This window comes from Hwanghaeella sp. LZ110, assembly GCF_048892525.1.
In the GTDB taxonomy this organism is placed as follows: domain Bacteria; phylum Pseudomonadota; class Alphaproteobacteria; order UBA8366; family Aestuariispiraceae; genus Pacificispira.
The window spans coordinates 449,571-462,346 of sequence record NZ_JBLZHT010000001.1 but is presented as its reverse complement, the minus strand read 5'-3'; the positions used below and the strand labels follow the sequence as shown (position 1 = coordinate 462,346).

Here is a 12,776-nt window from a genome sequence, read left to right as displayed (position 1 = left end):
TCCGCTTTCTCATCGTAATGTTGAAGACGTATTGCATGAACGCGGTATCGATATCTGTCCTGAAACGGTTGGCTTTTGGTGGAACCGTTTTGGTTCGACACTCACGGCCGAGATCCGAAAGCGCCGCGTCAAAAACCATGCCTATTCGAACTGGCGTTGGCACTGTAGATATGCCGCTACTCGCGGAACATTTCCTTTAACCTCCCAGCTTTGGGAAGAAGGAGATGTTAATGAACAAGGATCAACGCGAGATCCAACGCAAGTTGCGCTTACTTCAATACGCTGAAGAGATTGGCCATGTTGCAAAGGCATGCAGGTTTTTTGGTGTTGGCCGATCCAGTTTTTACCGCTGGCGCGATCTGTACATCAAGCAAGGTGAAGCCGGACCGATCAATCGCCCATCCATTCCAAAGCAGCATTACAACAGAACGCTAATTGAGATCGAAGAGAAGGTCCTCCAACTGCGTCGTAAATACCATCTGGGTCCAATGAGGATCGTTTGGCACTTGGAACGTTATCACGAGATCAAGATATCTGACGCAAACGTTTCAAGGGGTCTAAAACGTAACGGAATGAACCGCCTTCCCAGAGGAACGCGTTTGCGCAAAGTTCACACCAAGCGATACAACAAACAAGTTCCCGGCCATCATATCCAAATGGTTGTCAAGTTCCTGACCTTCAAAGGAAAACACGGTGAGAAAGTGCGCCGTTTTCAATATACTGCGATTGATGATGCTACCCGCGTTCGGGCCTTAAAGGTTTATGAGAAGCACAATCTGGCATTCGCAATCGACTTCGTGGATCACATCATCGAAAAGTTCCCATTCCGCATCAAAGAAGTCCGCACAGACAACGGTCATGAGTTCCAGGCAAAGTTCCATTGACACGTCGAAGATCAAGGTATCCGTCACGCCTATATCAAGCGCGCAACGCCACAACCAAATGGTAAGGTCGAGCGCTCGCATCGATCAGATGAGCAGGAGTTTTATCAACTTCTAAGCTACAAAGGGGATGTGGATCTGGAGGCCAAACTTTACGAATGGGAACGCTTCTACAACTTCAATCGGCCCCGTGGTGCATTCAACAGAAAAACACCTTATGAAGCGCTCAGCGTTCAATATCCATTTCATGGTTGAACAATCCCTCGATTTCATGCGCACTATAGAAGAAATTGGTCTGCCGTATTTTCGCTGGTTTTTTTGGGCTCCGGTAATCAAAGGGATTTAATGAGAAATGTGAAAAGCTGGCCCGATTTGGGGATTACGAATATAGATGGCAGGCCGTTGCACGCCTATCGGGTTGATGAAGAAGCATATTCCCGGTTGCACGAAGAAGTGCGCAATCAAATCTTACGCCGTCAATTCCGCAGTTGCGCTGCATTATTTGTTCTCTGGGCGTCTGAGAGATACAGAAGAGAATACGATGGTGGTCCACTTTCATGGGAATTCCTGACAGAACCTTTGGGAATATCTCTTGAGCAAGAGGATTTGCGTGACATCACGCGAATGGGGCTTGCAGAGCTTTTGCGTCCGGCACAACGGAGCGGCGGCGGTACCCAATATCTACGAGCTATCGCGTCAGAGGGTGGCATCCCGGTTAGACTTTTGAGCGGACAAGGTGGCGGGTATCGTTCGGCTTTAGTTGGGCTTGTGGCCGATTTGGCACGGCTTGGTCTCAGTTGTCCACACGATGTCGCTTTGGCCTTTGCTGCACGCCGAACGCTTCGTCTCCCGATCGGCTATCGCACAGAGGAATTTCGTACTCTCTTCGTAAGGTTCGCGCTGGAAATAGTTGAGTTGCGTGTTTATGCGCCGGAGACTTTACCGCCGCATGATGTTGAGAAATGGTTGGATAGAGTGAAGCCAAACTGGCGAGAAGGGCTTTCTCTCCGCCTAGATGGAGATGCTGCTCGTAGTCTGTTGTCCGAGGCGGTTGCTGTTACGGCTCAGCATGGTCTTGTTACAGATCCAATAAGCCGAATGCTTTATCGCACAGATGCGGATCAATGGATTCCTTGGATTGAGGTCGAAGAGAACGCCGAAATTGCGTCTGTGCTCCTGCAGGACCTTGATGATGACCGTCGTCGGTTGCGTCTGGCGCCAGTTGACCAGCTGGCTGTAGCTGTTCCGGACCTTCTGCTTTCGTTGGAACGCGATGGTAAACAACAGCCATGGGCATGCCGACGGATAAGTGGGCGACGGACGTCTCGTTTTGCTTTCTCACTTGAAACCCCAGCAGTTCTGGTGGCGATTGCTGATGGGCAGTTCTTAGGCCGGGTGCGGTTGGCTGGTGGTGATGCAATCGAGATTGGTGCAGGACCTTCTTTTTGGCGTCTTGCCGAAATGGGTGAAAAATCGGCCAGGGCGCTATCTTACGCTGGAAACGCGTCATTGCGGACTCGCGACCCGTATGTCTGGGTGTTGACTGCACCAGACAGAGCGCCTCAGTGCACAGACGGTTTAACTGCTGAGCTAGATGGCGGTGTTTTGGGCGGAAACATTTGGCGCCTTTCTGGTCGGGGTAGAGTCCTGATTGCAGGTGGAAATGCTCGGGTCGAGACGGCCGCTGAAAAAGATGATAGAGATGAGATTCACGCTATTGGCCCGTTAGAGTATAGAGTCCTAGATAAACGAGGTACCCCCGTACATCGGGGCATGCCTGCGATTTTCTACCGCCAATCAGAGCGCGGATATCGACATCTGTCCAATCGGGAATTGCGTTTTCGTGCCGCGCGAAGCGGCATTTGGCACTCCGGAACGCCCAAAGATGCAACGCTCGGTCGGGTCGAAATAGCCGTAAAAGAAGATGGGGGTACGGGAGCGCGGGTCATCGTTAATATGGTACCGTCTAATTTTGCAGTAGATTACGCCTCTTCTGGGGATGAAACGACCCTAAGACTTCGGTTTAATGGTGTGCCGCCCGGATGGATTCTTAGTGTTGAAGGGGGCATTCCGCAAAAAGGTGACGAGGGTGGTGTGATCGAAGTGCCCTTCAATAACTCGGAGGCATCAAAGGCGCGTTTGTCCGTTACGTTCGCTGATTCAGACGGTGGTGTCCCACTGGCCTGGACTCTGGATCTGCCTCGTATGCGTGGCGAGATCCAGACACTTGAGGGTGAGACCCTTGCTCGTGACCGCGACATTACCATGCACGATATTCGAGCTTGGCGGATCGTTCCGGCTGAACAAAGCCGAACGGATTTGCGAATACGTCTGCATGGCGGCGCCAAAGGCGGAATTGCTGTGATTGGGCAGCCGATTGTAACTGAACAGCCGCTGTCTGCATTCCGACCCATCTTTGAGGAGATGCTTGTCGTGTGCGGCGCTGATACCGAGCTAAGGCTCAGAGCTGTTACTGGCGGGGTTCAAACGGCGCGACTTCGCTTGCGGCATGTTATGGGTGAGACCCGTCTTGTAGGCGACTCTGTTTTGGTTATGCATGGGCAGAAAGCGATTCAGGATCCTGACCTAAAGGTCACTGCGGTAGACATGGACAATCCGGCGCGCATCGAGCGCGCTGGCCCGATCGGTCTGAATCATTTGGGTAATGGACGCTGGTTCCTGCTTCCTCAGCTCGAGGGCGTACCTATGCGCCCGCCGCGTCCATTGATCCTGCCTGCGCCTTCTGAATCGACGGGTGCTAATGCGCCAAATCGCGCAACCCGGGTGGAGCATTTTGCACAAATGTTTCAGGAGGCCTTGGTTGAAACAGACCTTCAACGTCTCGCTAAACTTTGCGCTATTTTTCTGGAGAATAGTATTTCGCCATCGGCTCTCGATGAAATCCATGCATTGGCCAAAACACCCAGAGCGGCCGTCCGTTTGTTGACTCTAGTGGGGCCCGCGGAGATCGAGGATATTCTTTCGCTTGAATTGCATGGTGGTCCCCGCTGGTCCTTTATCCACCCTGGCGTATGGGCAAAAGGGATTGCCGAGTATGCGCAGTCCCTTCGAACAATCTTCGCGGCTATGCCGACGATTGCGGATAGGGCAGATGAGTTGGCGCGGGAAGCGCTTACTGCACGATTAGCAGAAATATTGCGCCTTCGACCTGCGCTGCAAGGTCATGTGGTGCTCGGTCTGTCCGAGGCGGATCCTTCGGCAATTCATGGGATTGCAGAACGCTTGGGTGGATTGACTCCCGGTTTGCAAAACCCTGATTCAGCGCTTCGTATGCATGCTAATCAGGTTGTGCAGCGCAATGCCACCACCGCCCCAAAGCTACACGATCTAGCCGCACTGCAAAGGCCTGCAGAATTTGATAATTTTCACACTGATATGCGCGGGTTGATCGATGCACCGCTCATCGTTGCGGAAATAGCCTTTGGGCAGCGCCCGCAGCTAGACACGCGCCAGCAAGTGGCGCTGATGCAGGCCATACTTTCTGATACTGCTGCTTTTGAGGCTGCGCTCCCCGCAGCGATCGCGTGGATGGACTCGCGCCTGAAGAAAAGGACCTGATCATGAAAGATGACATCGCGCTTCTCCGCTCAGGCTACGGGGAAATACTCACTCGCGTAAATGATCGAGCTGCGGATGCAGTGGTCGGAAAGGGCCGAGTTCGGTCTATCGCACTGCGGGCCGAGTTGATTCGCCGTTTGCATGGCGGGGCAGGTCGGCCCGACGCTTTTGTGGCTGATCCTGTTTTTGAGGCAGCACGTGTTTGGAAAAGGACTGATAAGAGCCTCGACGATCTTGCGGGGGAACTTTTGGAAGAAAGCCTTGTCGCTGCGCTCGACCGCGCGACCTTGGATGACGGTACACTTAACGTTCGCCGATTGTCTCGCAGAGGAACCGACTTCACACCTTACCTGCATCAATTGCTCGCATGGGAGGCTGGCGCGGCCGATCGTAGTTTCATGGTAACAAGTGGCACTGGTTCAGGAAAAACTGAATGTTTTATGATCCCAATGCTAAACGATTTACTTCGCGCGAGTCGCCCAGGGAAAGTCGGCGTGCAAGCAATTATATTGTATCCTTTGAATGCCTTGATCGATAGCCAGAAAGAGCGATTGGGTGCGTGGATGGACCCACTCGCTAATCGGATTTCTTACGCGTTGTATAACCGCCACACACCCGAAAACATAAAGGGTGCCAAACGGCTTGGGGCACAGATCCTCGACCGCAAGACGATACGCGACTCTCCGCCATCGCTACTTGTGACCAACGTTACCATGCTTGAATACATGCTAATGCGAGCACAAGATCGGTCTATTTTGGAAAAGTCCCAGGGGACATTACGCTGGATCGTGTTAGATGAGGCACACAGCTATGTCGGAGCTCAGGCAGCAGAAATGTCGTTGCTGCTGCGACGCGTCCGGGAAGCATTTGGTGTTTCACCAGAGGATGTGCGATTAGCTGCAACGTCGGCGACCATCGGTGAAGGTGAGGAGGCACGCGAAACTTTGCGTGGATTTCTCGCTGACTTGGCCGGGCTTGAGCCGTCACAGGTAGAAGTGATCGAAGGGCAGGAAATGACACCCGCCTTGCCCGCAATTGGGTCTAATAGCCCGCTCGACCCGGATACACTGCCCGATGACCCAACAGCACTTTGGGACAAACTGGCGGGTCATCCCAGAGTGCGCGATATCCGAGAAAAGATGCGCAATGGAGGGATCGGCTTATCTGATGCAGCTCATATGCTTGGCCGCAACCCGCGCGTCCTTGGCCAGACTGAGGCGACATTGCGTCTGCTCGAGTTAGCTGCGCAAGCGAAGGATCCTGCAACTGGGGTTGCGCTGGCGGCGTGGCGGCTGCATGTGTTCCACCGCGCGCAAGGAGGGCTCTGGAGTTGCATTGATCCGGACTGTTCGAAGCGGGGTGAGGCGTTATCTGAGGACGGATCTGATTGGCCGTTTGGGCAAATCTACTTAGCAGAGCGCGACCGCTGTGGTTGTGGATCTCCAGTTTTCGAGATTGGTGCCTGCGACGAGTGTGGATCGCCTTGGTTAATCGCAGACCTTATCAATCAAGGAGCAGATAGGATCCTTCGACGGGCGCAGGACAATGGCGAGGATGACGAATATATCCTTGATGTGGAACCTGACTTAGTCGAAGGCACTCGTAATCCGCAAGGCGTATCGGAGCGCGTACTGATTGGGCCGGGGAAACAAGACGCACTTGATTTTCTTCGTGTCGAGGATGCTTGTGTCTTTGAACGTCCTCTGGACGGTGACCGCGTGATCGCGCTGAGATTGGTGGACGAGCAGAGCCGAAGCTGCTGTGAACGTGCTAGCCACAAGGCTGTAACTGTCCGCCCGCAGCGGTTTGGAGCACCTTTTCTGATGGGTAACGCGTTGCCTCTTCTGATAGAGGCCTCAAAGCCCAACATATATGATCATCCTGTACCTTTTGGTGGTCGACGAATTTTGTCGTTTACCGACAGCCGCCAGGGGACTGCGCGCTTCTCAGCTAAATTACAGCAAGAAGCTGAACGAACCCTGACCCGAGCAATTGTCTATCACTCTGTACAGGATCGCCAGGGCGATCCAATGAAGGCAGCTGCGTTGCGGCTTGAAGTTGATGCGCTTCGGTCGGTTGCGAAGGATAACCCTGTCTTCATTAGTTTGCTCGAAGCAAAAGAGCCTGAGCTGCGCGAGGCCGAAGGTGGATTGAAACCAGTCCTATGGGCTGATCTGGTTCGGCGCATTGCGGAGAATGAAGAATTTCGGAATTTTGCAAGACCCGTCTGGCGCGATCGTCCTACCCGGGGCGATAATGCACTTGCGACCGATCCGATGGCTTTGGCGGAGCTCTTTCTATACCGTGAATTTTTTCGTCGCCCCAGATTGCAAAACAACGCTGAGACTATGGGTTTAGCTCGTCTCCAGTTCCCGAAACTCTTGGAGCGCGCTCGGTTGTCGATACCAGCCCCACTACTGGAGGCGTCTCATGATGCTGATGTCTGGGCTGACCTTTTGCACTCCGCTGTGGACATGGTTTTTCGGAACAACCTCGCCATTCGACTTCCAGAAGACCCAGCCGATGTTCGGCATTGGATTTCTCCTCGAAGTGCGCTCGCCGTGGTCCTAGAGCCTAACATGAAGAAAGAGGATGCCTCGGGCGTGAAGAACCCAAAGATCTTTCCTCATGCCTATGGCGATACAGGCCTAGTAAAACTTGTTTACCGTCTCATTGTCGGAGACCGCGATAATCGCAATGATGTCGAGCGCGCTGGAGATGTCCTAAAAGCGATTTGGGAAGCCCTACGTCAGACTGGTACGATCGTGCAGGTCGCGGCATCTTCGTGGCGATTGGAGATGAAGAATGTCGCTATTGCACCGATCGAAATCGCATTTGAATGTCCAGTGACGCGCCGCCTTCTGCCATTTGCTCCGGCGGGTATTTCGATGAACGCTGTGACAAACGTTGCATCGGTGCGCATTGTTCCATTGCCTAGACTTCCGATTTCAGCACATCAAGGTACATCGAACGCGCAGAGGCAAGAGTTGCGAGACTGGTTTGAAAACGATGAAAGAGTAACAGTACTGCGCAGCCAAGGCCATTGGACAAATCTTCATGATCGGACTTCTGAATTTCTGCCATATTTTCGGGCACAGGAGCATTCCGCACAAATTGATAGGCCCAGCCTTCAGATCTACGAATCCGAGTTCAAAAACGGTCAGATCAATGTACTGAACTGTTCCACGACCATGGAAATGGGTGTCGACATCCCTGATGTTGGTCTCGTTGTTAACACAAATGTCCCTCCTTCTGTAGCCAACTACCGCCAGAGGATCGGGCGAGCGGGGCGACGTGGTGAGCCATGGGCAATGGCTTTCACGTTTTGCAAGGATTTGCCGTTAGATAACATGATTTTCCGTGATCCATCTAAACTTCTGAGCGCACAGGTGGCCGCGCCACAAGTGCGGCTTGACTCTGCCGTCCTTGTTATCAGGCATGTGAACGCGTTGCTTCTGAGTCTTTTTCTGAGAGAAAGTGGCGGCGTCAACGTAAAGACCAACATGGCGTCTTTCATGGGGGCGACGGATAACTTGAAGGAACCATTTCTGGCAGACAGTGTAGCGGATGCCTTCCTGATTGCCCTCAACGGAGACTGGGGCGCGACGAATTTGGTCCAAAGCGCGGTTAAGATGCTAGTGCAACGTACTTGTCTTGATGAGCATGACGGTCTCGTTGCCCGGACAGAGCAAGACTTCGCAAAGATGCGGAACCGTTGGCGCGGGGAATATGAACAACTTCTAAAAGCCCAGTCGGCTTACCCCGATATGGAACCCGCACACTGGCTCTATCGAAAGCGTGCAAAGCGCATGCGAGAAGAGTTTATGATGAGCGAGCTTGCCCGGCGCGGTTTTACGCCATCATATGGCTTCCCGGTGGATGTAGTATCTTTCGACCATGCTGGTCGCGATGGCGCTCAGGAAGGACCATCTAGATCTATTGACATTGCCATTCGTGAGTATTCTCCGGGTTGTGAAGTCGTGATCGACGGGCTGGTACATAGGTCTGAGGGTGTTCTTCCCACATGGGGAAACCGCAATGATCCAGGATCAGTTGAAGACCTTCGTACGCTTTTCACCTGTCGAAAATGCAATGTTTTCACGACCACACGTCATGATGTCGCCGCTTGTTCTCGCTGCGGTTCACCCATGCAGCGGCAAGAACTGCTACGCCCATCTGGTTTCTTGGGCAGCCGAAAACCACACAGTGCTTACGAACAGCTGGCTTTTATCCCTCCGGATACGCCTCGGGTTTCCGCCGATCCAGAGCTGTGGATCGCGCTGCGCGATCCGGAGGTGGGCCGTCATCGAACCGCGCGAGAAGGCCGAGTGCTGGTCACCGCCTCCGGTGAGTTTGGCGAAGGCTACGCGATTTGTATCACATGCGGGCGAGCTGCTGCGGAGGCAGGCGGTGACGGCATTCCTCTGCCCAGCAGCATGGTCAACCATTTCCCGCTGCAGAGACTGGTTGACAACCCCCGCCATGATGGGCGTTGCCCCGCAAATGACGCGTCACGCAAGATTCGGCGTCATGTAAAGCTGGGTACGGAGATGATGACGGACGTATTTGAACTTCAGCTTGATGCCCTACCCAACTCTGACACTGGCAAAGCTCAATCCGCAGCTATTGCAGCGGCGCTTCGAGAGGCGCTTGGAGCGAACTTAGGCGTTGATGCTGAGACAATGGGGCTCACAGTTGCGCCTAGCCTGCGACCCGATGATGCTCGGCGCAGCGCGATTTTTATTTATGATAAGGCTGCCGGGGGGGCTGGGGTTTCTTCTACAGCTGATCGCGACTTGCCGGCGCTACTGCGCCAAGCCGCCATGCGACTTGACTGCCCCGCAGATTGCGATAGCGGTTGCCCGGAATGCATTCTTCGGCGTGACTTGCAATTTGGCTTCACTATGGACCGGCGCGGCGCGCTGAGTCTGCTTCAGACCAAAATTCTTACGCGTCTTGAACTTCCTAAGGCGCTGAGGGTGTTTGGTGAGGATACGCGCAGTGTTACCCATTCACTGGGGGATTGGATTACTTACCAGGCTAAAACACGCACTTTAAGGCGTCTGACTCTATTCCTAAATGATCCACCATCACGATGGGACATTGCAGAATGGCCGGGCTTACGAAGTGCAATTGAGGCCGCTCGATCAGGCGTGCCTGTCGCGATTGCAATGCGTCCAGGCGATGTACAGACGTTGGAAATCTCCCAGAAGTTAGACCTCGTAAGACTTGCAGCGCGCGGCAACGCAAAAGTGCACATTTGTGACGTGCTCCCAGAGCACAATGGTGCCTCGGTGCTGGCAGAAGCCAACTGGGATGGAGTAGACATAGCGATAGCGACTACGGATCCTGATGCTGCCCATATTGACCGTCACTGGGGCACTTTGGAAAGCGCACCACTCCTAAAGGGTCCCAAGGCACCAATTAAGCTGTCTGCTGCGCTCTCGCTTCAGAAAATTTTGGTTTTTGGTGAAGGGAACTCCGCTCAAAAGGAAGTGATCGCTGAGCTCGATGGCCCTGTCGCCACTTTTGGGGCACGGTTTTGGAGGATTATTCGAGCACTACGTCCGCAAGCTTTCTCAGAAGAGCGCAGAGTTACCCGTGTTGTTTACAATGACCGCTATCTGAGAGGACCGCTCACAGCGCGTCTGCTTTATGAAGCCTGGCTCGCCATGCCGCTGCGCACTGAAGCAACCCGGTTGGAAATAATGTCAGAGGCAGTCGGCCAGGATGGTCGCCGTGGATTCTTGCTCTGGCACAACTGGGAGAGCGATAACCTGCGCTATGAAACACTTACGGCTTTGTTTCCAGGAGCTTCTGTTACGCTCGGATCAAAAGCCGATTGTGCTCATGCACGATCTTTCACCCTATTCTTTGATGATGGGTCTGAAATCGCGGTGTTTTTGGACCAAGGTTTCGGAGCGTGGCGCGACGCCTCGCGTCGTGCGACGCCATTCGATCAAGGCGCACGATCAGCTATTCAGGCGAGGGCATTGAGCACCCTGCTCTTCGATGTTGTCTTGCAGGATGACGCTAAATTTCCTTCGCCAATTTGGGTTCGTTGGTAAGGTTGACGCACTAACTGAGAATTTTGCCAGAAAAGTGTTCCCAGACCAAAGGCTTTAAAGCTTAACGAGGGGCATTGTTAGACTAAATTCATCTGCTAGAATTTTTGCGTTGTTGAGTCCGCTTCGTCGCCCGCAGCTGCCCGGTCAAAGCTAGGCAAAATATAGTATTGCGCACTAAAACCCCCGAAAGGTGACGGGGAAAGACGAACTGAGTTTTTAATCTGACGATGCCGCAACATTAGTTTCGTGGATATCTACGCAATCTAGAAATCGATAAAACAAGGCCTCTCAAATGCAAGCTTCTCAAGAAACGTTCTCAAAAATCATTCAGTCTGACAATGGCAATGAACACTATCACGTTCCAAAATATCAACGTGCTTACAGTTGGCGACAAAACAACTGGACACAGATTTATGATGACATAGATGAAAACGATCCTGGCCACTTTATAGGATCTATTATTTGCGTAGATGAAAACAATAATCGCGGACCTGGTCATGACCGAATTTACGAGCTCATAGACGGCCAACAAAGAATGACAACCTTGTCTTTGATTTTGGCGGGACTATTCCAAAAGCTAAACGATTGCTCAGTTCTGATCGAAGCGAATGATGATTATGACAATGACGAGTTAGATGAAATCAAGGCAAAGCGTCGCGGCATTGGCCTTCAAATTATTCGAAAAATAAAATCGGATGTTGCAGACCAGCGGGGGTCCATAAAATTAGGAAGGACAGCTGTTTTGCTTAGGGTCCAGCCTTCAAGTCAAAATCGCAACTTAGATGACTATCTGTATATTCTTTCCGAGTGTGGCGTACTAACAGAAGAAATCAAATGCCCCAGCCATTTTGGTAATCGATTGATGGCCAAGGCGTATCGGTATTTTCTGGACCGATTACCTGACAGTATTGATGCTTTGCTGCTAATGGCAGATAAAATCAACCAATTACAATTGGTTCACATATCTGTAGATTCCCATTCAAACGCTTTTCGATTATTTGAGACATTAAACAACCGTGGTGTCCCGTTAACGGCTGTGGATATTATCAAAAATAAAATGCTGGCCGAAATGGAACGTCAGCATAAGATTTCTATCGATGATGCATACGAACTATGGCAGGAAATGCTTGAACACATCGAAGACGTCGAAGATCGGTTTTTGAGACAATTTTATAATGCCTTCAAACACGAAAAAGGTATTGGCCAACCGTCGTTCACATCTAAAGCCACATCATCCACTTTGATTGCTATTTATGAGAAAATTATCGATAAAAATGCTCAGTTTATTTTCGACGAGTTAACTGCCAAGGCTAAAATTTATGGAAGCCTCATACAGCCAGATGAAAGCACCTCGTTAGGAAAGGCATTAGTTGGTTTAAACCGTGTTGGAGCGGTACCATCTAATGCATTATTAATGTACCTGATGACTCTTAAAGATGAAAACTTTGCTACGGAAGGTACGCTTTTAACAATCATTAATTTTTTACAAAAATATTTTGTCAGAAGAAATATAACAGACACTCCAAGCACTCGAGACTTAGATCAACTACAGATTGATGTTATTGAGGCTTGTGAAGAACGTGTAAAAACCAAACAACCAATTGATCTTGATTTTCTTATCACCTCCTATTGCAAAGGCCGAGGTGAACCGGCATCTCTCAACACCTTCAAGGAGTCCCTCGCCAACAACCTATTTTATTACAACAAACAAATGGCCCGGTATGTACTCGTAAAACTGAGTGAGCGAGCTCATAACAGAGAATACCAGCCTGATTTTCGTGCTCACAATAATAAAGGGCAATATATTTGGACCGTCGAGCACATATTCCCGCAGGGTGAAAATATCCCCGATCATTGGGTAGATATGATTGCAGGCGGAGATGCTGCTCTCGCAAAAGAAATTCAAGAAGATTGCGTGCATAGCTTAGGGAACTTAACACTGTCTGGATACAACTCTCGTCTATCCAACCAAGATTTTCACCGCAAACAATCAAAAACGGAGGTTACTGCTGCAGGTCACAAAATTAATATTGGATACAAAAATGGCCTCTATTTAAACAGTTTAGATTTTGAAACGACCGACGGCACAAAGTCATTATCAAACATTTTGAATTGGTCAAAGGAAAGCATAGAATCACGAAATTCGAAGATGGTCACATTACTCTGTGATCAATACCGCTTTGACCATGAAACAGACAATGATGATCCATAACGGTTTTTTCTAATGAACAAATGAACGGCACTGTCA

Annotated in this window: 3 protein-coding genes and 1 pseudogene; all 4 read left to right on the top strand. The window is 51.2% G+C overall.

Annotated elements, in window-relative coordinates; translation table 11 throughout:
* The first annotated feature begins 230 nt into the window (after nt 1-230).
* The 4 genes and pseudogenes from ACOSDM_RS01965 (at nt 231) to ACOSDM_RS01950 (ending at nt 12,740) form a co-directional block, all read left to right on the top strand.
* A pseudogene (locus tag ACOSDM_RS01965) lies at nt 231-1,136 on the top strand (IS481 family transposase).
* 90 nt (nt 1,137-1,226) lie between these two features.
* Complete coding sequence (locus ACOSDM_RS01960; RefSeq protein ID WP_420722793.1) at nt 1,227-4,460, top strand: STY4851/ECs_5259 family protein; 3,234 nt, start codon at nt 1,227-1,229, stop codon at nt 4,458-4,460.
* Nucleotides 4,461-4,462: 2 nt separating this feature from the next.
* The gene (locus ACOSDM_RS01955; RefSeq protein ID WP_420722792.1) at nt 4,463-10,528 is read left to right on the top strand and encodes a DEAD/DEAH box helicase; all 6,066 of its coding nucleotides are present in this window, start codon (nt 4,463-4,465) and stop codon (nt 10,526-10,528) included.
* A gap of 292 nt (nt 10,529-10,820) precedes the next feature.
* Entirely contained in the window at nt 10,821-12,740 is a 1,920-nt protein-coding gene (locus ACOSDM_RS01950) for a DUF262 domain-containing protein (protein WP_420722791.1), read from the top strand.
* Nucleotides 12,741-12,776 lie beyond the last annotated feature (36 nt).